18 protein-coding genes are annotated in these 21520 nt (G+C 44.8%); 2 read left to right on the top strand and 16 right to left on the bottom strand.

Going from position 1 to position 21520, the window contains the following annotated elements; translation table 11 throughout:
• Positions 1 to 25 precede the first annotated feature (25 nt).
• The 15 genes from murD to lgt form a co-directional block, all read right to left on the bottom strand.
• Positions 26 to 1372 (bottom strand): UDP-N-acetylmuramoyl-L-alanine--D-glutamate ligase, encoded by a 1347-nt coding sequence (gene murD, locus BMW45_RS26525; protein ID WP_092250944.1) that lies wholly within the window; start codon positions 1370 to 1372, stop codon positions 26 to 28.
• A gap of 12 nt (positions 1373 to 1384) precedes the next feature.
• Entirely contained in the window at positions 1385 to 2353 is a 969-nt protein-coding gene (gene mraY, locus BMW45_RS26530; protein ID WP_092250946.1) for a phospho-N-acetylmuramoyl-pentapeptide-transferase, read from the bottom strand.
• Positions 2354 to 2428: 75 nt separating this feature from the next.
• On the bottom strand, positions 2429 to 4189 hold the full coding sequence (locus BMW45_RS26535) for a peptidoglycan D,D-transpeptidase FtsI family protein (protein WP_092250948.1): 1761 nt from the start codon (positions 4187 to 4189) through the stop codon (positions 2429 to 2431).
• A gap of 73 nt (positions 4190 to 4262) precedes the next feature.
• A complete protein-coding gene (locus BMW45_RS26540; protein ID WP_092250950.1) occupies positions 4263 to 6419 on the bottom strand; it encodes a peptidoglycan D,D-transpeptidase FtsI family protein in 2157 nt (718 codons plus the stop codon).
• A gap of 40 nt (positions 6420 to 6459) precedes the next feature.
• A complete protein-coding gene (locus BMW45_RS26545; protein WP_025233636.1) occupies positions 6460 to 6942 on the bottom strand; it encodes a hypothetical protein in 483 nt (160 codons plus the stop codon).
• A gap of 17 nt (positions 6943 to 6959) precedes the next feature.
• Positions 6960 to 7898, bottom strand: a complete 939-nt coding sequence (rsmH, locus tag BMW45_RS26550) for a 16S rRNA (cytosine(1402)-N(4))-methyltransferase RsmH (RefSeq protein WP_092250952.1) — start codon at positions 7896 to 7898, stop codon at positions 6960 to 6962.
• A complete protein-coding gene (mraZ, locus tag BMW45_RS26555; protein ID WP_025233638.1) occupies positions 7895 to 8320 on the bottom strand; it encodes a division/cell wall cluster transcriptional repressor MraZ in 426 nt (141 codons plus the stop codon). Before mraZ ends, rsmH begins: the two co-directional genes overlap by 4 nt.
• 269 nt (positions 8321 to 8589) lie before the next feature.
• On the bottom strand, positions 8590 to 9507 hold the full coding sequence (locus BMW45_RS26560) for an ABC transporter permease (protein ID WP_092251203.1): 918 nt from the start codon (positions 9505 to 9507) through the stop codon (positions 8590 to 8592).
• An 8-nt stretch (positions 9508 to 9515) separates the two neighbouring features.
• Positions 9516 to 10580, bottom strand: a complete 1065-nt coding sequence (locus tag BMW45_RS26565) for an ABC transporter permease (RefSeq protein ID WP_092250954.1) — start codon at positions 10578 to 10580, stop codon at positions 9516 to 9518.
• A gap of 3 nt (positions 10581 to 10583) precedes the next feature.
• Positions 10584 to 12104: an ABC transporter ATP-binding protein gene (locus tag BMW45_RS26570; protein WP_092250956.1), complete on the bottom strand. Its 1521-nt coding sequence runs from the start codon at positions 12102 to 12104 to the stop codon at positions 10584 to 10586.
• An 82-nt stretch (positions 12105 to 12186) separates the two neighbouring features.
• Positions 12187 to 13230 carry a BMP family protein gene (locus BMW45_RS26575; protein WP_092250958.1) on the bottom strand — a complete coding sequence of 348 codons (1044 nt, stop codon included), beginning with the start codon at positions 13228 to 13230 and terminating at the stop codon, positions 12187 to 12189.
• A 234-nt stretch (positions 13231 to 13464) separates the two neighbouring features.
• Positions 13465 to 14223, bottom strand: coding sequence for a response regulator transcription factor (locus tag BMW45_RS26580; protein ID WP_025233643.1), 759 nt, complete (start codon positions 14221 to 14223; stop codon positions 13465 to 13467).
• Entirely contained in the window at positions 14201 to 16021 is a 1821-nt protein-coding gene (locus BMW45_RS26585; RefSeq protein ID WP_092250960.1) for a cache domain-containing sensor histidine kinase, read from the bottom strand. The genes BMW45_RS26580 and BMW45_RS26585 overlap by 23 nt, the downstream gene beginning before the upstream one ends.
• A gap of 195 nt (positions 16022 to 16216) precedes the next feature.
• Positions 16217 to 16369 carry an aspartyl-phosphate phosphatase Spo0E family protein gene (locus tag BMW45_RS26590; RefSeq protein ID WP_207649158.1) on the bottom strand — a complete coding sequence of 51 codons (153 nt, stop codon included), beginning with the start codon at positions 16367 to 16369 and terminating at the stop codon, positions 16217 to 16219.
• The gene (gene lgt / locus BMW45_RS26595) at positions 16366 to 17250 is read right to left on the bottom strand and encodes a prolipoprotein diacylglyceryl transferase (protein WP_092250962.1); all 885 of its coding nucleotides are present in this window, start codon (positions 17248 to 17250) and stop codon (positions 16366 to 16368) included. The genes BMW45_RS26590 and lgt overlap by 4 nt, the downstream gene beginning before the upstream one ends.
• Positions 17251 to 17455: 205 nt before the next feature.
• On the opposite strand from lgt, the gene ychF reads away from it, so the two are divergent.
• Both ychF and BMW45_RS26605 read left to right on the top strand, forming a co-directional pair.
• On the top strand, positions 17456 to 18553 hold the full coding sequence (ychF, locus tag BMW45_RS26600; protein WP_092250964.1) for a redox-regulated ATPase YchF: 1098 nt from the start codon (positions 17456 to 17458) through the stop codon (positions 18551 to 18553).
• Between the two features lie 223 nt (positions 18554 to 18776).
• A complete protein-coding gene (locus BMW45_RS26605; RefSeq protein WP_278320824.1) occupies positions 18777 to 19427 on the top strand; it encodes a formate/nitrite transporter family protein in 651 nt (216 codons plus the stop codon).
• Positions 19428 to 20020: 593 nt separating this feature from the next.
• On the opposite strand, the gene BMW45_RS26610 is transcribed toward BMW45_RS26605, so the two are convergent.
• Positions 20021 to 21508: a glutamate synthase subunit beta gene (locus BMW45_RS26610; protein ID WP_092250968.1), complete on the bottom strand. Its 1488-nt coding sequence runs from the start codon at positions 21506 to 21508 to the stop codon at positions 20021 to 20023.
• Positions 21509 to 21520 lie beyond the last annotated feature (12 nt).

A 21520-nucleotide genomic window follows, 5' to 3' on the forward strand; every position in this document is an offset into this window, starting at 1 on the left:
GGCACCGCCAAATGGTTCATTGCTTTTATAAATTTCTGACACTTTCCTTAAAGATTTCGCCGCGTTCTTCATAGCACTTAAACATCCCCCAGCTGGCGCAGGCCGGTGATAAGAGCACATGATCTCCTCTGTTGGCATAAGAAGCGCATACTTTTACTGCTTCCTGCATATCTTCTGCATACATTACATTGTTAAAACCATGTCTGGCTGCACACTCAGCGATCTTTTCCCTGGTCTGCCCCAGAAGCACCATATATTTAACCTTACCGTCAAAGGATTCAATCCACTCATCATACTGGGAGTTCTTATCATAACCTCCTGCAATGAGTAACGTTGGCCCTGGCATGGCTTTTATTGCCTGGATCGCTGCGTCCGGATTGGTTCCCTTGGAATCATTGTAATATTTCACTCCAGCCTTTTCCGCAACAAATTCAATCCGATGCTCTACCGCCTTGAATTCCCTGATCACCTGAGCGATGATCTCCATGGGAACTCCCATTTCAGCAGATACAGCGACTGCAGCCATGATGTTCTCATGGTTATGGCGGCCTAAGAGCTGTACCTCGCGAATGTCTGCGATCTCTGCCCTCTCCCCATCATGGTTGTGGATCATCTTATCCCCATCCATGCAGTAGCCTTCTACTAAAGACTGGCGGCTGCTAAAATAGACAGCCTTTGGTCTGATGGTTTTTCCAAACTCACGCAAAACAGGATCATCGTAATTTAAGATACAAAAATCCTGAGGTCTCTGGTTTGATGTTATTCGTTCCTTTACTTCTATGTAGCATTCCATTGTTTTATGACGATCCAGGTGGTCTGGCGTTATGTTCAGGATCGCGCTCACATCAGGACGGAAGTCGGTGATCGTCTCCAGCTGAAAGCTGCTGACCTCTGCTACCGTTACCGAATCCTCAGTCGTCTTTAACGCTTCCTCTGTATACGGGACCCCAATATTGCCCACTACAAACACATGGTCATAATATGCTTTCATGATTTGCCCGATAAGGGCCGTAGTGGTTGTCTTACCATTGGTCCCAGTGATTGCCGCCAGCTTTCCTTTGGCATGGTGATAAGCCAGCTGAATTTCACTCCAAACCGGGATATCCGCCTCCTTAAGGACAGCCACAAAGGGGGCCTCTAAGGAAATACCAGGGCTTATGACACATAAGCTTACCCCTTTAAGATCTTCCTTTTTAAGCTCTCCCAATAAAACTGAAATCCTTCCCTCTTCTTCAAACTGATGAAGGAGCTCATCCTTATGAAGGGCAGCATTGCTGTCGTAAAGAATTACTTCATCACCTGTTTTAAGGATCAGGCCCACGGCGGCAATGCCGCTTTTTCCGCTGCCGGCAACTAAAATTTTCTGATTCATATGGTTTCTCTCCTATAATCCAAGGTATGCAAGCATGCAAAGAACCGCAGTCACGATAGCAAATACCGCTACCACCCGTGTTTCCGACCAGCCGCTCAGTTCAAAATGGTGGTGGATGGGGGCCATCTTAAATATCCTCTTTCCGCCTGTTCTTTTAAAATATGTCACCTGAATGATAACGGATAATACTTCGATCATATAAATAAAACCGATAATGGCAAGGAAAATAGGAATCTGCATCATAAAGGCGCTGGAAGCGACAAATCCTCCAAGTCCCAGGGAACCTGTATCCCCCATAAACACCCTGGCAGGATACACATTAAACAGCAGAAATCCCAAAAGACTTCCCACAACCGCTCCGGTAATGGGACTGATGCCGGTATTTTCCCCGATAGAAACCACGGTTAAGAAGGTCGCCACCAGAATGGTCACGCTGGTGCAAAGCCCATCCAGGCCATCGGTAAAATTCACGCCATTATCAGTCCCTATTACGAGAAAAAATACTGCCGGTACGAAGAATATTCCTAAATTCAGATACAGCCCTTTTTCAAAGCCTCCGGTAAAGGGAATTAACATTCCCGTTCCCACATCCTTTGAATGAAGCAGATAATAGGCAAAGATGCCTGTAATGATTAACTGCCCTGCCATCTTTTGAACAGGCGTAAGCCCCTCTGACCGCTTCATTACGATCTTAATGTAATCATCAAGAAACCCAACGATACCAAATCCAACTGTCACAAAAAGCACAGGAATGATCTTCGGATATTCCCTCACATAGAACAGCGATGTAATGATGATGCTGGTCAATATGATAAGCCCTCCCATGGTCGGAGTACCCTGCTTTTTCAAATGGCTTTCAGGTCCTTCCTTGCGGACCTCCTGGCCAAATTTTAATCTGTGAAGAAATGGTATTACAATGGGACACAGCATGGCGCTGATTGCAAATGCTATGATGATTGCCAGAATCGTTTCGTTAATCATGTCACACCTCAATATTTTATGTATTTGTATTTCAAAAGTACACAGTAAGTAGTATACGTCTTTTTGCCTGAATAATCAACCATAGATTCGAAACGCCGAAGCAGTTTTTTCCTCTGTTGGCTCTATTCCCAGGTATGGAAGAATATTCTTAAAAATGTCGGCAATCACCGGTGCAGCTATGGTTCCGCCGTAATAAATCCCCTCAGGTTCATCGATCGTAATGAGTGCAATCACCTGTGGATTATCCGCCGGTGCAAAGCCTATAAAGGATGAAATGTACTTTTTTAAACTTCTTGGAAGTTTTTCGGAGGTCGCTGTTTTTCCGCCCACCCGATAGCCGTCGACCTGCCCTCTTTTTCCGCTTCCTTCCGCCACAACTTGTTCCAGGATATAACGCATGGTCTCACTGGTCTGGGCAGATATAATCCCTTCGCTTACCGGGTAAGTAAATTCATGGACCGAAGCTCCGTCGGTGCTTACTGACTTCACTCCAAAATGTGGTGTCACACGGTTTCCGCCATTAATTATAGCAGAAGCGGTCGTAATCAGCTGCAGCGGCGTGATCTGGAAGGACTGGCCAAATGAAACGGTTGCCAGCTCCACAAGCCCCATATTATCTTTTTTATGCATAATGGTGGATGCCTCGCCGGGAAGATCGATTCCAGTCTTTCCCTTTAAGCCGAACTGCTCAAAATACTTATAATAATTGTCTACGCCAAGGCGCTGTCCTACGTCGATGAGAACAGGGTTGCAGGAATTCATCATGCCCTGGAGAAACGTTTCCGAGCCATGGCCTCCCACTTTGTGACACCTGATTTTACGGTCCTCTACGACCCGGAAGCCCGGACATGAAAAATGGTCATCAAGCTTCACAACTCCGGCTTCCAGCCCTGCGGCTGCGGTAACGATCTTAAAGGTGGATCCTGGTTCATAGGTGTCGTTAATACAGGGATTTCTCCACATCTTGTTTAGCAGATCCTGCTTTTCTTTGTCAGATGCCGGGACTCCGGCGTCTGCACTTAGTGTAAACGGATCATTTAAATTAAATTCAGGTGCATTTACCATTGCCATAATTTCCCCATTCTGAGGATTCATAACAATAATTGACACTCTTTTTGCGCCTTTTTTCTCCATAACCTGATAGGCTGCCTGCTCACAATAACGCTGGACATTGACATCCAGGCTGATATGCAGATCCTGCCCAGCCACAGGCTCGATCCTATCCTCCGCCGCATTTTCTATTTCTATTCCTGCTGCGTCGGACATGGTCAGGATCTTTCCGTTAAGGCCCTTTAAATATGGTTCGTATTTTACCTCCAGGCCGATAATGCCCTGATTATCTCCTCCCGTAAAGCCAAGAACTGTGGAGGCAAGGGTATCATAGGGATAATAACGCTTGTAATCCTCATCCACTTTTACCCCGTCTAAATGGTAGGACCGGATCATGTCTCCCATAGCCTTGTCTACATTGGTTTTAATAATTTCCCTTGAACTGTACTTTTCTACCTTTTTCCGAACTTCCTCCTCCTGAAGACCAAGCTCCTTGGAAAGGACTGCCACAACCTCATCTGCTTTTTTGATCTGGTTATGTATGACCGATATGGTGCACACCGTCCGGTTGGTGGCAATGACGGTTCCATTGGCATCAATGATATTTCCCCTGGCGGCTTTAATGGTCCTTTCCCGTTCATGAAGGTCCAATGCCATGGCACTGTAATGTTCCGAACGAAAGATCATTAGAAAAATAAGCCGCCCCATAAGCCCTGTCATGGCAAGAAATAACAGGAAAAACAGGATGGCTATTTTTTCTCTGTGATGTGTCTTATTTGAACTCATGCACTGCTCCATCACCATTATTTCTACAGTATATGAATTTCAGGACTTTTTATGAGTTCTTTAAAAAAGTTCCTTATTGGGCCGTGGTCTCTTCGGTCGGAAGTGCGGCCGGGAGATCAGAACCGTCATCCCCTTCTTCCCTGTTGACGTATTCTTCCGAAGGATTTAAATACTCATCTGGAATCGGATTTCCGTTTTCCATGGTAGGAGCCTGCCCAGTGGTCTCTTCTGCACCTGATTCTTCAGACGTATTTTCTCCCTGGGATGCGCTTTCTGTTTCACTGGTTATCCCTTCCTGCTCAGGAAGTTTTGCTGCTTCTTCCGGCAATGGAGAGGTTTCTGGGTCTGTTTCCGGAAATACATTTATATAAGGAAGAATCTCCGCCATAATCTTCTGGAAAATCTGGCTGGCATAAGTACTGTGAGGCTGATCCTCCACATGAGGCTCATCAACCACAACATAAACTAAAACCTGAGGATTGTCCGCCGGAGCGTAACCGCAGAAGGATACCACATAATTGGTCTTATCACGGGGGATCTTCTCCGCAGTACCGGTTTTACCGGCAACTTTATATCCTACCACCCTTGCAGCACCTCCTGTTCCTCCCTCAGCATTGACAGTCTTAAACAGTGCTTCATTGATGAATTTGGTGGTTGATTCCGATACTGTTTCCCTGACAAGAACTGGTTCTACCTTTTTAATGACAGAACCCTGTTCGTTAAGGATCTGCTTCACCACATGAGGTTCATAATAGGAACCTCCATTGATCACAGAGCTATAAGCAGCAGCCATCTGGATCATGGTCGTGCTGAAATTCTGTCCAAAGGAGTTGGTTGCAAGATCCGTAGGTCCCGCCGTATTCTGAGTATAAACAAGAGTCTTATTGTCCGCTTCTCCAGGCAGATCAATTCCAGTCTTGGAGCCGAAACCGAAAATCTGCTGATACTTGTAGAACTTTTCTTTTCCCATCTGCTGAGCAATCCGCATCATGACCACGTTGCAGGATTTCATCAGGCCTTCCTCTACAGTGATCAGGCCATGTCCATATCTGCTGACACAGTTGATCTTATGCCCTCCCACTTCAAGGAACTTGTTGCACTCATAAGTTTCCTTTCCGGTAATCGCCCCTTCTTCCATGGCGGCAGATATGGTAAAAATCTTTTCTGTTGAGCCCGGCTCAAATCCGTCACTGATGCAGAAATTACGCCAGGTCTGGTTCCATGCCACCTGAGTCCCCAGAGACATGATCTCTTCATTCGAATAGTGCTCTGAAACGTTTGCTTCCGTTAATGGCTGGGCGTTTTTATTCTTTCTCTTGTAATCGTCCATGGCTTCCTTGATCCCAAGCTGCCGCAGTACATCACCTGTGTACTCCGGCCTTAAGGTTCTTGGATTGTTTAAATCAAATGCCTTGTCATTTGCCATGGCAAGGACCTCGCCGTTATTGGGATCCATAACGATAACGCCTACCCGTTTGCTTCCTGTATTCTGTTCCCATTCATTAATATATTTTTCTACGATCTTCTGTATGTTGACATCCATGGTGGAAACCACGGTGCTGCCATTGGAGGCAGGCTTTATGACTCTCTCTAAGTTGGAGTCATCATTTAAGTATCCGTATTCCCTTCCGTTGATTCCCATAAGGGTCGTATTATAAAACTGCTCGATCCCTCCGGTTCCATCCATGCCGTCACCGTTGGCAAAGCCAATGACATTGCAGCCCATGGAGTTATAGGGATACACCCTTTTGTACTCATCCTCAAACCAGATTCCCTTAATGGCCTTCCCGCTTTTTTTCAGCGCATCCGCCTGGTCTGCCTTGTACTTATCATATTTTTGTTTATCGTCATAAGTCAGCTGCTTCGCATAGCGTACATACTGCTTATCTTTCTTTTCCTGTATGAGGTTCATGATTTCCGTCCGGTCATAGCCAAAGCATTCTGTCAGAGCCGTTACGCTCGGCTCGAGGTAAGAATCCTGGTCTGACATGATCTGTTTGGGATCCAGGATTAAGTTATATACCTTTTCACTGGTCGCCAGATAGGTTCCGTTGCGGTCCATGATGTCCCCGCGCTTAAAGGGTATGATGCGGCTGTCATATTCCTGCTGGGACAGCACGATCTGATTGTAATCTTCCTTTTTATTTGTCATCAGATTATACAGCGTCATAACTAATGCAAACAAAGCCAGCGTAATTACCAGTACAGTAATCGCCAGCTTTTCCTGCATATAACGGGGAAATACCTTACTCTTTTTATTCCTGTTTTTATTAGTGCTTCGGGATATCCTCATTCTGTCTTACATACTCACTTTCCGTCTTATCATAGTGAAGGATCTGGTCCTTATTCGCATAGACCATACCAAGTTCCTCAGTAGCCACTTTATACACATGATCCAAATCGACAGAAGTGTTGATATTCATTTCCAATGCATTATTTTCAGTTTTCAAATGTTCCAGTTTTGCTTCTAAAAGCTCAACGCCATGAATGCTGGCTGTAATAGAGGATTGCAAATGCAGATAATTCACGCACAGGCAGAGGGTGCAGACTGCGGCGATGGTCAGCATAATCACATAAGGCAAATCCATCTGCAAGGCCTTTTCACGATTTCTTCTGACCTGATGGTTAACTGATGGACGACGGATTTCTTCTGGTGTATGAACCGGCATAGGAACCGGCATGGTTTTACGGACAGTATTCCCCTGTACGTAAGTGGAGCTCCCATAGGAACGCACATTCTTTCTTGCAGCCACTCTCTCTTCCTCCCTTTTTAAATTCGTTCAAATACCCGAAGCTTTGAACTCTTTGAACGCTTGTTTTCTTCAATCTCTTCTTCCGACGGTACGATTGGTTTTCTTGTAATCACCCTGCCTTTGCTCTTTTTTCCGCAAACACAGATCGGAAAATTAGACGGGCAGATACATGGGTCCTCGTTGGTCTTAAATCTTGTTTTTACGATCCTGTCTTCCAGAGAATGAAAGGTGATAACGGATAACCGTCCGCCCGGATTCAACAGATCGATCATGGTATCAAGGGACTTCATTAAAACTTCCAGTTCCTTATTCAGTTCGATCCGTATCGCCTGAAATGTCCGTTTGGAAGGATGTCCACCCACTGCCCTTACCTTTGCAGGAATCGCCCCTTTGATGATCTCCGACAGCTCTCCTGTTGTCTCGATGGGCTTTATCTGCCTTTCCCTTACAATGTGCTTTGCAATATTTTTTGCAAACTTATCTTCTCCGTAATCCCTTATGATCCGGTATAAGTCAAATTCACTGTAGGTATTGATGATATCGGCTGCTGTCTGTTCATTCCTCTGATCCATACGCATGTCCAAAGGCGCATCTTCTTCCCTGTAGGTAAATCCTCTTTCCGGTATGTCAAGCTGGTAAGAGGATACCCCAAGGTCCAGGTAAATTCCGTCCACTCGTTCGATTCCTAAATCCTTTAATACTGTCTGTATGTTTTCGTAATTGCTTCTTACGACCGTCACCTTATCTTCATAAGCCTTCAGCCGTTCCGAGGCTGCCTTAATGGCATCCCCATCCTGATCAATTCCGATTAATCTTCCGTAAGTTCCAAGGCGCTTGCACACTTCTAAAGCATGTCCGCCTCCTCCCAGCGTTCCATCTACATAGATTCCGTCTGGTTTTACATTCAGGCTGTCAATGGTCTCATATAGCAGCACTGACTTGTGTTCAAACATCATATACCAAGTCCTTCCATAGCTTCCGCGATTTCTTCCATATCTTCATAGGTATTGGCTGCGATCCATGCATCCTTGTTCCAGATTTCGATACGGCTTCCCACTCCTACAAGAACTGCGTCTTTTTCGATTCCCGCATGTTCTCTTAAAACTGCTGGAAGCAGAATTCTTCCCTGCTTGTCCACTTCACAGGCACTTGCTCCGGCCAGAAAGAATCTGGAAAACTTTCTGGCATTGGTGTTGGTCAGCGGCAGGCTTTTTAATTTATTTTCCAGGGCAGTCCACTCATCATTATCATACACAAATAAACAGCCATCCAAACCCTTCGTAACGACGAATTCTTCTCCCAGCTGCTCTCTGAACTTCGATGGGACTATGAGACGCCCCTTTGCATCGACTGTATGATTGTATTCACCCATGAACATACCAATCACCTGCTTGTACATCGGTAGGGTTTTGGACCACTATCCCACCATTTTCTACCACTTTGCACCACTTTCCACCACTTATGGTTTAATTCTAGTACATTTACCGTGAAATAGCAAGAACAATTTCGAAGAATTTTCAATTTGATCCTGCCTGCATGTAACTGTGAACAGCTGTTCTATAAGTATTTCCATATAATGGAAAAAAGGCATTCCCTAAGTCAGTAAATTGGAACAAACTGACCAGGGAATGCCTGTCTTTTTCATTATTAATTTTCTTTGCTGTATGCGACTCCCAGCTTAGCGGGTACATTGAAATTTCTTCTGGATACGGTCAATATAATGGTCAGCAGATAAGGCAGGGCAATGAATAATTCATTGGGGAAGTAGCTTCCTCCTCCCACTGACTGCATATAAATGGCAATGGCTTCCGTAAGCCCGAATACCACGGTTCCCAAAACAGCTCCTTTGGGATTCCAGTTGCCCAAAAAGCATATGGCAAATGCGATCCAGCCGCGTCCGCCGATGATATTTGTGGTAAACATTCCCAAATATCCCACGGAGTAAAATGCGCCTGCAATACCTCCCATCACTCCGGCCAAAAGGACCGTAAAGAACCGGACTGCATTTACATTGATACCGGCTACATCCACTGCCTCCGGATTTTCCCCCGTTGAACGGATTGTCAGTCCTAAGGATGTCTTGAATAAGAGAAAATAGGACGCAGGAATGAGTAAATAAACCACATAGGTCAATATATTCTGCTGGAAAAACACCGGACCCATAACAGGAATCTTACTGAGAACGGGAATAGCGATCTCAGGCAGAGGGCTAATTTTAAGGGGCGCGGTGGGAACGCCGAACAATACCCGCTGAAGGTAAGTGCAGATTCCGGCTGCCAGCACATTAATGGCCGTTCCTGTTACAACCTGGTGCTGTTTTAAATAAATACATACCACGCCATACACGGCTGCCGCAACAAGTCCTGAAAAGATGGCGGCAAGAATTCCGATGAACGCACTGCCGGTTAAATAGGTTCCCACGAATCCACCCCAGGCTCCCATAAGGAAGATCCCTTCGATTGCGGTAACCATCATGCCCGAACGCTCCGCTATGACTTCTGCAATGGAGCCAAACAGCAGGGGCGTACTCATCATCAGTGCACGTTTTAATAAGCTTATGATCATAACCTGTTTCACGCTCCTTTCTGCAGTCTGCGCTTCTCTCTCCTGTTTTCCAGATAATGCCGGAAGAAATAGGATATGATAACGAACAGCATGACAAACCCCTGCATCAGATCCACAATGCTTGCAGGAACATTGACTCCCGGCATGCGCCCCATTAAATTCCCCATGACACTTAAAGCGCCGAACAGGAGCGAGGCGAATATGATTCCGATGGGATTGGCATTAGCAAGAATTGCGATTCCCAGGCCTGCGGAGCCCACTCCGCTGTTAAAATCCTGAATCAACATATGCTGAACACCGTTTACTTCCGTAAATCCGGCTGCACCTGCCAGGGCGCCGCTGATAAAAAATGCGGCCACAAAGATCTTGTTTGAATCAATTCCTGACATCCTGGATGCAGAGGCATTGCTTCCCACTGCCCGGATCCGGTATCCCAGGGGGGTTTTATAAAGCAGCACCCAGATACCCACGGCCGCCAGAACCGCCAGCACAAATCCGATATGCAGTCTGGTCCCCTTTACGATAACAGGAAGCCATGCTGACCTTGTTATGGCATCGGTCTGGGGATACTCTCCCTTGGATTCTTTTAAAAATGTGCGCAGCAGATAATTCATGACTGCCAAAGCAACGTAAGTAGACATCATGCTGACAAGGAATTCATTTGCTTTAAAGCGTGCCTTTAAAAATCCGATCAAAGCGCCCATAAGCCCACCTGCCAGTGCCGCTGTCAGGCACACAAGAATTAAAAGCACTGCTGTGGGAACCTTTCCGTCAAGCTGCAAAGATAAGGCGATTGCGGCAATAGAACCCATATAAAACTGTCCCTGTGCGCCGATATTAAACAGATTTGCCTTAAACGTAAACGCAAAGGCCAGCGCTGTAAATATAAGGGGTGTCGCCTTTAAAAACACTTCCCCCATGGTATATTTATCCGTAAACATGGCATTGATGGAATATACAAATACTTCGACCGGGTTGATATGCAGCAGCAAAAGCATGAGGCCGCTTAAGAGCAAGCCGGCAATGATGGCAGCAGCATTTGTCACAATTAAGTCCCTGACTTTTGTATTCATGCTTTACGCCTCCTTCTCCTCTTTGTAGCCGGCCATTAATAGACCGATCCGTTCTGTGTTAAGCTGGTCATGGTCGTAGATTCCCATAAAGGAGCCCTTGTAGATAACGGCAATCCTGTCGCATAGCTGGAAAATCTCCGACAATTCGGTGGATACCAGCAGAATCCCCTTTCCATTCTTCCGCTCTGCCAGGATGTTGTTATGAATATTATTGATGGCTCCCAGATCCAGTCCCCTGGTAGGCTGGTCCATGATCAGCACCTTTCCTGCGTTTCCCACTTCTCTGGCAAGAATCACTTTCTGCTGGTTGCCTCCTGATAATCCCTTGATCTGGGCATCCGGTCCCGGCGCCTTGATATCAAATTCATCAATGGCTTTTTGTGTATCATTTTGAAGTTTCTTCTTATTTAAAAAGCCATGTGAGATCCACTTCTTATCAAAGCTTGTTTTTAGCATAATATTTTCAGCCAGGGTCATCTCTCCTACCATGGCATCCCGGTATCGGTCTACCGGAACGTATCCGATTCCCTTATCAATGCGTTCCCTGATGGAAGTGGAGGTAATATCCGTGCCATTTAAAAGCACTTTTCCTGAGGTCACAGGAAGGGCACCGCAAACCACCTCGCATAACTCCTCCTGCCCGTTTCCGCTCACTCCTGCCACTCCAAAAACTTCACCTTCCATGATCTGAAATGACAAATCACTTAAAAGAGGGGGTTCTCCTTTGCGCTGCACAGTAACGGAAGACAGCTCCAGACAGACCTTTCTTTCTTTTTGCTCTTCTGCCTGCTCCTTCTTTGGGGGCACCATTTCTTTCCCCATCATGAGCCTTGTCAGCTCCACCTCATTGGTATCCTTTGCAGAAAGGTCACCCGTAAGCCTTCCGTTTCGCATAACGATGATCCTGTCCGCCACCTCCATGACTTCCTTCATCTTATGGGTGATGAAAATAACAGAATTTCCCCTGGACGTATACTCTTTTACAAACTCCATCAGTGTTTCCGCCTCCTGGGGTGTCAGCACTGCCGTAGGCTCATCCATAATCAGGAGGCTTGTCTTTAAATAAAGGGCCTTAAGGATTTCCACCTTCTGCTGCACTCCAACCGCAAGCTCCTCCACTTTTGCCTCAACAGGAATTTGAAACCCGTACTGGGCAGAAAGCTCTTCAACTTCCTTTTTGCATTTTTCGTAATCAATCACACCGTTCACATTGCCTAAAATAATATTTTCCGTAACCGTATGGGCGGACACCAGAGAAAAATGCTGCTGGATCATGGAGATTCCCAAAGCCATGGCATCTTTAGGGGAAGTGATCCTCTGTTCCTTTCCCTCCATCAGGATCTGCCCCTCATCCGCCTTATAAAGGCCATAGAGGATTTTCATTACCGTGCTTTTCCCTGCCCCGTTTTCTCCCAATAATGCCAACACCTCTCCCCTATTTACAGAAAAAGAAATGTCCTTGTTTGCCACGACCCTGGCAAAATATTTTGATACATTCTTTAATTCAAAAAATGGTGTATTCACGAAGCTCCTCCTCTTCATACGATGAGGGCGACCCAGTTAAAACAATCCTGTTTTTCTCCTGTGTCAGCCCTCCGGTTATATCTTACTTCTCAAAAAACGCCTGTAAATCTACCTTGCCGTCCTTAAAATCCTTGATTCCCTGGTCTACCGCATCCTTTACTTCCTGGGAAATATTATCGGTATATACCGGTACAAAGATATCTTCATTAATACCGGCTTCATGCACCATATTTCCGGAAAGCTTGCCATCCATATATTGGCCCAGAGCCCAAATATAGAAATTCTTGAAATCAAAATTTACAGAAGCTACAACGGTATTCGGATCAATGGTTGTCTGGTCACTGGAAAAACCTATGAATTTAGCGCCTTTTGCCTTAGCTGCCTCAATGCTGCCAAGACCTACTTCGTTGGCGTATACAAACATGGTGTCTGCACCGTTGTCGATCATCTGCTCTGCCATCTGTTTGCCAAGGGCTACGTCGTTCCAGCTGTTGGCATAAGCTCTTGTAGCCTTTGCACCGGATATGCCACGGCTTTCTGCGATCTTAACAGAATTTTTCTCATATACATCCATCAAATGCTCCATTGGTTCATTGGGGAAGCCTCCGATGGTTGCGAAGTTTCCGTTCTCTGTTATATTTCCTGCAAGAATGGAAGCAATATAGCTGGCTTCATATTCTTTTGGGAAAATGGGAGCCACATTGTCTCCGTCACATTTGGAGCCGTTTACCGCACAAAAAGTTGTGTCCTTATAATTGGGCGCTACTGCTGCTACCGCCTCGTCAAACTGGGAACCGGCTGCCATAATGAGGTCATAGCCTCGTTCCGCATATTCACGGAAGGTTGACTCATAGTCAGATGCCTGCACGTTCTCTACGTATTCCATTTTGGTGCCCAGTTTTTCGTTGCAGGCTGTAAGACCCGCATAGTTTGTTGCGTTCCAGCTCTGGTCATTGATGGGCCCGGGAAGAATGAGGACAATTTTATAATCCGCCGCGCTTTTCCCTCCTGCCTGAGCCTTAGTTTCAGCTGCACCCTCTGTCTTACCGCCAGTACTGCAGCCACTGAGTACGAGTGCTGCTACTGTTATAGCTGCCATGAGTAATGCGCCAAATCTTTTCTTCATACTAAGTTCCTCCTTTTTTTGCGTCCGTTCACATTAATATCTGACATTTCTTCAGTTATTGACACGATTCACAGACGTTAGCGTGTTGTTTGTAGTAATAGATTATCATTTTCTGGCAACCATCGCAATTCTATAAGATTACTATTTATACCAAAATATTAAGTTATTTGTGATTATGACCAAATAAAATAAAGACAGGAGAGACTTTTTGGTCATTTTCCCGTCTTATTCACACTAAATCAAATGGCTCTGACGCCTGTTCCGATACTCCAGAGGTGTGATCCCATATGCTTTCTTAAAAGCGCTGCTGAAATATTTCGCCTCTTTGTAACCTACCATCTCCGCCACATCTGCCACCTTATATTCCACATGGTTTAGGTATGACTTCGCCTTTTGCATCCGGTATTCCGTAACGTATTCCATGAGATTTTTTCCTGTATGACGTTTAAAAAGTTCACAAAGGTAATTGGGGGAGAGATGAAGCTCCCCGGCCATATCTGTTAACGTAATCCTGCCACCATAGTGAACTGCAATATATTGAATAGCTTTTAAAACCAATAAATTGCCAACCTCATTTTCTCCTTCTGCAGGCCGGTCCTGCCTTTCTTCTTTTTCATGGGTTGCCGGAAAAAGCTCCTGTTCCAATTCTCTTAATACGGATAGCAGCTCTCTCGGATCCGTGGGTTTTAACAAATATCTGGTCACTCCCAGCTCAATGGCCTTCTGGGCATAGGAAAAATTGCTGTACCCGCTTAAAATAATAATGCGGATATTTAAGTTTCTTTCCCGGATCTGGCGGATCAGCTCAAGGCCGGATACTTCCGGCATCTTGATATCTGTAATGATTACGTCAGCTTCCAATTCATACAGAGCCTTGAGAGCCGAATGGACGTCTTCAAACACCCCTGTAACCTGAAATCCTTCCTGGGCATCCAACAGCTTAAAAAGCCCTTTTCTGATTTTCGGTTCGTCATCCACGATGATCAGCTTCATGTCTTTCGCTCTCTCCTTTCCTTCCTCCGCCCTCTGTCACAATTTCATGATCTTTGGGTATGCGCAGGTTTACAATCGTTCCTTCTCCATATATGCTTTCTATAGAAATTCCATAGGCTTCTCCATAATGAAGCCGGATCCGCCGATCCACATTCCTTACTCCGATTCCTGTATGCCCTTCCTTCTCTACATCAGGCACTTCTTCCCTTAAGTGGTTAAGCTGTTCCGGAGTCATGCCGATTCCATTGTCTTCAACCGAAATAAGCATTTCATCTCCAAGATCTTTTAAGACGATGCGGATGGTTCCCTTCCTCTTTCTCGGCTCAATTCCATGAGTGATGGCATTTTCCACAATGGGCTGCAGGATAAGCTTTGGAACCCGCTCAGCTGCCAGGGATTCCTCTGACTCCACAGAATATTCCAGCCGTTCTTCCAGGCGGTTCTTTTGTATTTTCAGATAACACAGCACATATCCGATTTCCTTTTCAAGAGGTACAAAGGCATTTTCATCTTCGATGCTGTATCGCATAAGGCCTGCCAGTGAAAGGATGATGTCGCTGATATCATAATCTCCCCGGTCAATCAGCATCCAGTTGACAGAATCCAGGGTGTTATAGAGAAAATGAGGATTGATCTGTGCCTGAAGCGCCTGTACCTCCGCATTTTTCTGAGCGATCTTTTCCTGATAGACCTGCCTGATCAGGGTATTGATCTCTTCCAGCATGTAATTGAATGATTCTGTCAGTTCGCCGATTTCATCCTTTCTCTTATTGGGAACCCGAACGGCAAAATCTCCCTTCTGAACCTGTCCCATAGCCTTTGAAAGACGCTTGATGGGTCTCGCCATGGCATAAACCAGAAGAGCAATGACTCCGGCAATGCCCAAGGTACTCACTACTGCTACCAGCCAAATTGCTTTTTTCAAATCTCCCGCCTGGGGAAACAGCCCTTCAAAAGGTATCGCCGAATAAGATCTCCAGCCAGTGATGCCGTTATATTGTCCGCAGACATAATACCTCTTATCGTTCCATATCAGCTCAAAACGCCGAATACCCCGCTCGAACCGGTCATTAATCTCTTCCTGCCACCCATTGTTTATCTTAGGATTGCTGCAGATCACCTGTCCCTTCTGGTCTAAAATAAACAAGTACTGATACTGAAACAGTCCCTGATTCCCTAAAAGCAGATTGCTGAACATGTCAGGATCCAGCTCAATGACCATGATTCCCAGACTCTTCTCTTCATTCCTGTCCTGTATGGCCCTGACCACGGTAACTGCCTGATGATCTTCCATTGGATCTGAAAAAAGCTTTGGCATAATACCCAGCCAGACAGTCTTATTGATTCTGCCACCTACGGCATCATCATAACTTTTAAATGTTTTTACCGAAATATCTTTGGGGGCTGCCCCATCGGTATCAACTGTAGTATACATTACCTGAGAGGCATTGATGATGGAGATTTCCATCTGTTCCCCTACAGATTTAATGAGACTTCTGCAGTAATCATCAAGGTAGGTACGGCTGACTCCCTTATCCCCATCGTCCCATCCAGGGGTACATGCATCACGCACAAGCTGGCTGGTCACCGCATTGTCAAGGATTTCCATGATATAGCGGACCTTGACATTGATATTGATATCAATGCGGTTTATGGTATCCGACATCTCCTGTTTTTTATTCTTTACAACAATAGCTTTGCTATGGGAAAAGGAGAGACTCCCTATAATAGCCCCTTCGATCATGGCTGTTATAATAAACACCAGAGTCAATTTCATTCGGAACGACAAATGCTTCATTTCCCCACCTCCGGACATATATTACCTTTTTGTAACAGTTTTCTACAATTCATAGATAAATATTACATCCCACTGTGAATTGTGTCAAATCACTTTTGCAAAAATTGTCCATCCATAAAAAAAGACGCGGAAAGAGCTCCTTCTCTTTCCACGTCTTTCTTAAATTTGCACAAAACACATCACAGGCTCACGGTATCAGAAGCCTGCGGCAATATATTGTTCAATCAATTTATCCAGTTCTACACTCCTGTGATAAATAACATCTTCATCATCATGATCAATGCTTTTATTTAATCTTTCTCTTGCTTCTTCAATATCGTGTATTAACTCTTCTTTTGACATCATCATATCATTACTTCTCCTTTGCTCTTTTTTCGTATCTGTCTGTGTTTGCAGAAGAGCACAAGAGTAGATATCACTACCAGAAATAATGACAGTGCCTGAGACACCGGAATGCCAGTACTAAAGAATATTAGCTGGTCCGTGCGGAGTCCCTCTATCCACACTCGTCCCAAACCATAGCCAAGCAGGTATATAAAAAGCATCTCTCCATCAAATCTCTTACGTTTCCTGTACCAAAGCATAAATACAAGTACACAGAGATTCCAGATTGATTCATAAAAGAAGGTAGGATGCACTTGTATATATTCTACACCGTCCCTTACGATCAAATGGTTCAAAAGCTCTTTCGATATCATATTCTCATTAACCAGCGCTCTTCTGATTCTCATAGCAAACAGGCTGTCGGTATATCCGCCAAACGCCTCGCAATTAAAGAAGTTTCCCCATCTTCCTATAATCTGGCCGGTTATCAATCCTAGGCATCCAGTGTCAGCCAAGGAAAAAAATGATAATTTCTTTACCCTAGCATAAACAATCAGAGTTATAACGGCCCCTATGACACCTCCATAGATGGCCAATCCTCCTGCCCTGAGATTTAAAATTTGAAGCAGATCATCTTTATAATTGTCCCAATCAAACATAACATAATAGATTCGGGCTCCCATGATAGAAATTATGATTGCATACAGAACAAAATCCAGATAAATATCCGGGTCCTGCCCCCTGCGTTTTGCATCCCTTGTCGCAACCCAGAGACCTGCTAATATTCCAAACCCAATGATAATCCCGTAAAATGCAATGCGGAATCCAAATATTGAGATACTATTTTGCAAATGGTCGATTGTAATCCCCAAATGAACAAAACTAATATCTGCCGTATTTGCCATTCGTCTTCTCCTTTCGATGTTTTCTTTATTTTACCCCGGGAAAACACAAAAATCAAACAGATTCGCCCGACATATTCAACTATAATTCGACAAAGCTTTGATTCTTGTGTTTTTCTCTTTTATTTTTACGGATAATATGCTATTCTATATTAGTTGCAGATAAAAATCAACTATGAATATTAACAATATTAGGAAGGTAATTGCTATGAAATTAGGTATTGTCGGATTGCCAAACGTAGGTAAAAGCACCTTGTTCAATTCTCTTACAAAGGCCGGTGCGGAATCTGCGAACTATCCATTTTGTACCATTGATCCCAATGTAGGAGTAGTTCCTGTTCCGGATGTGCGCTTAGGTCAGCTGTCCGCCCTTTATGATTCCGCAAAAATCACCCCTGCTGTTATCGAATTTGTCGATATTGCAGGACTTGTAAAAGGAGCTTCCAAAGGAGAGGGTCTGGGCAATCAGTTTCTTTCCAATATCCGTGAAGTAGATGCCATCGTCCACGTGGTACGCTGCTTTGAGGATACCAATGTAATCCATGTGGATGGAAGTGTCGATCCTCTGCGTGATATTGAAACCATAGATTTGGAACTGATCTTTTCCGATTTGGAAATTTTAGACCGCCGCATCTCCAAGTCCACCAAAGGCGCTATGAACGATAAGTCTCTTGCAAAGGAACTGGGAATTTTAAAGAGGATCAAAGCCCATTTAGAGGATGGAAATCTGGCACGAAGCTTAGAAATTGAGGATGAGGATGAAAGAGAATTTATTTCCACCCTTAATCTTCTCACCTTTAAACCTGTGATCTTCGCTGCTAATGTCTGCGAGGACGACTTAGCTGATGACGGAGCTTCCAATGATTACGTGGGAAAGGTCCGCAAGTTTGCAGAAGAAAACAACAGTGAAGTTTTCGTTATCTGCGCGCAGATCGAACAGGAAATCGCTGAATTAGAAGAAGACGAGAAAAAGATGTTCTTGGAAGATCTGGGACTTACAGAATCCGGCCTGGAAAAACTGATCGCAGCCAGTTATCATTTACTGGGGCTCATCAGCTACTTAACTGCCGGTCCTACTGAAACAAGAGCATGGACCATCAAAGAAGGAACCAAAGCTCCCCAGGCTGCCGGTAAGATCCACTCTGACTTTGAGCGGGGCTTTATCCGCGCAGAGGTTGTAAATTACCAGGACCTTCTGGATTGCAAAAGCTACAGCGCAGCGAAAGAAAAAGGTCTGGTTCGTCTGGAAGGCAAGGAATATGTGGTTAAGGATGGCGATGTTGTCCTGTTCCGCTTTAATGTATAAAATATTCAATCGCGGTCACTTAACAGAGGCCGGAACATACTGGTCAGCGCCGGAAGGCGCTGGCCTCTTTTATTCTTTTTCTTCTTATCCATAAAACCATCTGGTCAGCATGGCTGATAAATTATGTCAATAAATAGATTGTTCTTGTAAACCACTTTTCTTATGCTATAATATGACGTGGCCATGCAGAAGACCTTTTTGCAGTTAAGGCAGAAGTTTTTAAATAAAGAAAAGGGAGTATTCACCAATGAAAACATTTGTTAACGCGATAATAGCCGGGATTGCCATCAGTATAGGCGGAGTGATTTATTTAACTCTCGAAAATCATATCGCTGGTTCTTTTTTATTTTCAATCGGATTATTTACCATTTATACCTTTGGATTTAATCTGTTCACAGGAAAGGTGTGTTATATTGTTAACGAAAGGCCGTCCTACTTATTAACAATACTTATTGTATACATAGGGAATTTTATAGGAACTGCAGGATCTGGGATTGTATTCAGACATACCAAACTGGCCAAGCTCATAGATCACACAATGGAACTAGTGATTATGAAGCTGGCGGATACCCTGTTCAGCACTTTTATCATGGCAGTCATGTGCGGTATTATGATGTGCATCGCAGTGATTGGCTATCAAACAATAAAAGACGGGATTGGAAAATATTTAGCTTTAGTCATGCCGGTCATGGTATTTATTCTTTCCGGTTATGAACACAGCATTGCAGATATGTTTTATTTTACTATGGGAAATGCCTGGAATGCAAAAGCATTCCTGTATATTCTGGTTATCTCTGCGGGAAATTTGGTAGGAGGAAGCCTCATTCCTTTGGCAAAAAAATATCTTAGCGAAGAGGCATCCCTCCTCCATTAGGGCGTTTTTTTAATATCCCGCTTACCGTTTCCATCTATCAGCGTTTTGCGTCATACGCCCCAAATTTGGGGCGTTCCTGATTCATAGCCACCTGGCTATGATATATACGGCAAGAACAGATATGAAAAGAGCTGTTTTGATTCCGTAGCCAATAAAGTTATTTCGGTAATACTTATCAAAAAGTTTTTTACTCATAGTTACCCCATCCCTTTCGTAGTTTCAGCAGAAAACAATTGTTACCTTCTACTAATACTATAATAAGGAACGTTATTTTTTCACAGGTTGTAATTATCGTTAGTGGTGCGTCATATTTTCGTTTTATTAATCCAATTGTAATAATGCCTGGAAAAAGGGGGTCATTTTCAGTTCCGGTAATGCGGTACACGTTTTTTTAAGGATTGAAAAGAGTATACGCCAAAACCAGAGACTTGAGTAGTCAGGCCAGAAAAACTGGGATTGAAAGCTGATAAGAAAACTTATAACTTAAGCTTCCATCGTTCCATGATCTATAAAGAAAAAGGCTTTTGTTCTATAGATGACCGCCCATCTATTTTACAAAAGCCTTTTTTCCTTTATTGGATTATTCCTCCCAGCTAAGCCAGGTTGGAGTACCCCATTAAACTCTTATCAACTTCCTTGGCCACTTCCCGGCCTTCTCTGATCGCCCAGACTACCAGCGATTGTCCCCGGCGCATATCACCGGCTGCAAACACTTTATCTACATTCGTCTTATATTTCCCGTCTTCTGTCTCCACATTACTTCTGCCGTTTAATTTCACGCCAAAAGCATCAGCGACGTAAGTCTGGGCGCCCAGAAATCCTGCTGCAATTAAAACAATATCGGTGGGAACTTCTCTTTCACTGCCGGCTACTGGTTCCATGTTTATGCGGCCGGTTTTTTCATCTGTTTTAGGCTCCAGTCCCATGAGCACGGCTTTGACTACTTTGCCGGACTTATCTTTAATAAACTCCTTTACCGTTGTCTGATAAACCCTGGGATCCTTTCCGAATACGGCGATGGATTCTTCCTGGCCGTAATCGATTTTCATTACTTTCGGCCATTCGGGCCAGCTATTATCAGGAGTTCTTTTTTCAGGCAGCTTTGGCATCATCTCAAGCTGGGTGACAGAAGCACATCCATGGCGGATGGCCGTTCCCACACAGTCGTTTCCGGTGTCACCGCCGCCGATGACGATGACATGCTTTCCTTTTGAGGAAATATAGCTGTTATCCTGTAAGTTGGAATTCAGCAGGCTTTTTGTGGTGGACTTTAAGAAATCCACTGCAAAATAAATTCCTTCCCCATCTCTTCCCGGAACCTTTAGGTCCCTTGGATTGGAAGCCCCGCAAGCCAGGATGATGCGGTCATATTCCTTTAACAGATCTTTGGCCTTCTGGTTTTTTCCGATATCGGTGCCTGTCAGGAACGTCACTCCTTCCTGCTTCATGATCTCCACCTTCCGGTCTATCACAAGTTTTTCCAGCTTCATGTTGGGGATCCCATACATGAGCAGACCACCTATTCGGTCCTCTCTTTCCAATACGGTAACACTGTGCCCCCGTTTGTTCAGTTGATCGGCTGCCGCCAGACCTGCGGGACCGGAACCGATGACGGCTACTTTTTTCCCGGTGCGGATCTTTGGCGGGATCGGACCTGCTATGCCGCTTTCATAAGCGCGTTCAATGATGGCATACTCATTTTCCTTGATGCTCACCGGGTCTCCGTTTAACCCGCAGGTACATGCGGCTTCACAGGGAGCCGGGCACACCCTGGCGGTAAATTCCGGAAAACTATTGGTTTTTTTCAGCCTGTTGTAGGCCTGCTGCCATGTCCCGGTGTATACAAGCTCATTCCATTCCGGGATCAGATTGTTAAGGGGACAGCCGGAAACCATGCCCTTTAAGATCATGCCGGACTGGCAGAAGGGGACGCCGCAGTCCATGCAGCGCGCACCCTGGCATTTTTGTTCTTTTTCAGAAAGAGGCAGGTGAAACTCGTTATAATTCTTAATACGAGCCTTGGGGTCTACCGCTTTTCCTGTTTTTCTGCTGTATTCTAAAAATCCTGTTGGCTTTCCCATGATCAGCTCCTC

Origin of the sequence: Lacrimispora sphenoides, from assembly GCF_900105215.1 — a bacterium.
In the GTDB taxonomy this organism is placed as follows: Bacteria; Bacillota; Clostridia; order Lachnospirales; family Lachnospiraceae; genus Lacrimispora; species Lacrimispora sphenoides_A.

Coding starts and splice junctions, on each gene's coding strand:
- murD (WP_092250944.1), bottom strand. CDS start 1,372: ATGAATCAGAAAATTTTAGTTGCCGGCAGCGGAAAAAGCGGCATTGCC.
- mraY (WP_092250946.1), bottom strand. CDS start 2,353: ATGATTAACGAAACGATTCTGGCAATCATCATAGCATTTGCAATCAGC.
- BMW45_RS26535 (WP_092250948.1), bottom strand. CDS start 4,189: ATGAGTTCAAATAAGACACATCACAGAGAAAAAATAGCCATCCTGTTT.
- BMW45_RS26540 (WP_092250950.1), bottom strand. CDS start 6,419: ATGCAGGAAAAGCTGGCGATTACTGTACTGGTAATTACGCTGGCTTTG.
- rsmH (WP_092250952.1), bottom strand. CDS start 7,898: ATGATGTTTGAACACAAGTCAGTGCTGCTATATGAGACCATTGACAGC.
- mraZ (WP_025233638.1), bottom strand. CDS start 8,320: ATGTTCATGGGTGAATACAATCATACAGTCGATGCAAAGGGGCGTCTC.
- BMW45_RS26560 (WP_092251203.1), bottom strand. CDS start 9,507: ATGATCATAAGCTTATTAAAACGTGCACTGATGATGAGTACGCCCCTG.
- BMW45_RS26565 (WP_092250954.1), bottom strand. CDS start 10,580: ATGAATACAAAAGTCAGGGACTTAATTGTGACAAATGCTGCTGCCATC.
- BMW45_RS26575 (WP_092250958.1), bottom strand. CDS start 13,230: ATGAAGAAAAGATTTGGCGCATTACTCATGGCAGCTATAACAGTAGCA.
- BMW45_RS26580 (WP_025233643.1), bottom strand. CDS start 14,223: ATGAAGCTGATCATCGTGGATGACGAACCGAAAATCAGAAAAGGGCTT.
- BMW45_RS26585 (WP_092250960.1), bottom strand. CDS start 16,021: ATGAAGCATTTGTCGTTCCGAATGAAATTGACTCTGGTGTTTATTATA.
- BMW45_RS26590 (WP_207649158.1), bottom strand. CDS start 16,369: ATGATGATGTCAAAAGAAGAGTTAATACACGATATTGAAGAAGCAAGA.
- lgt (WP_092250962.1), bottom strand. CDS start 17,250: ATGGCAAATACGGCAGATATTAGTTTTGTTCATTTGGGGATTACAATC.
- ychF (WP_092250964.1), top strand. CDS start 17,456: ATGAAATTAGGTATTGTCGGATTGCCAAACGTAGGTAAAAGCACCTTG.
- BMW45_RS26610 (WP_092250968.1), bottom strand. CDS start 21,508: ATGGGAAAGCCAACAGGATTTTTAGAATACAGCAGAAAAACAGGAAAA.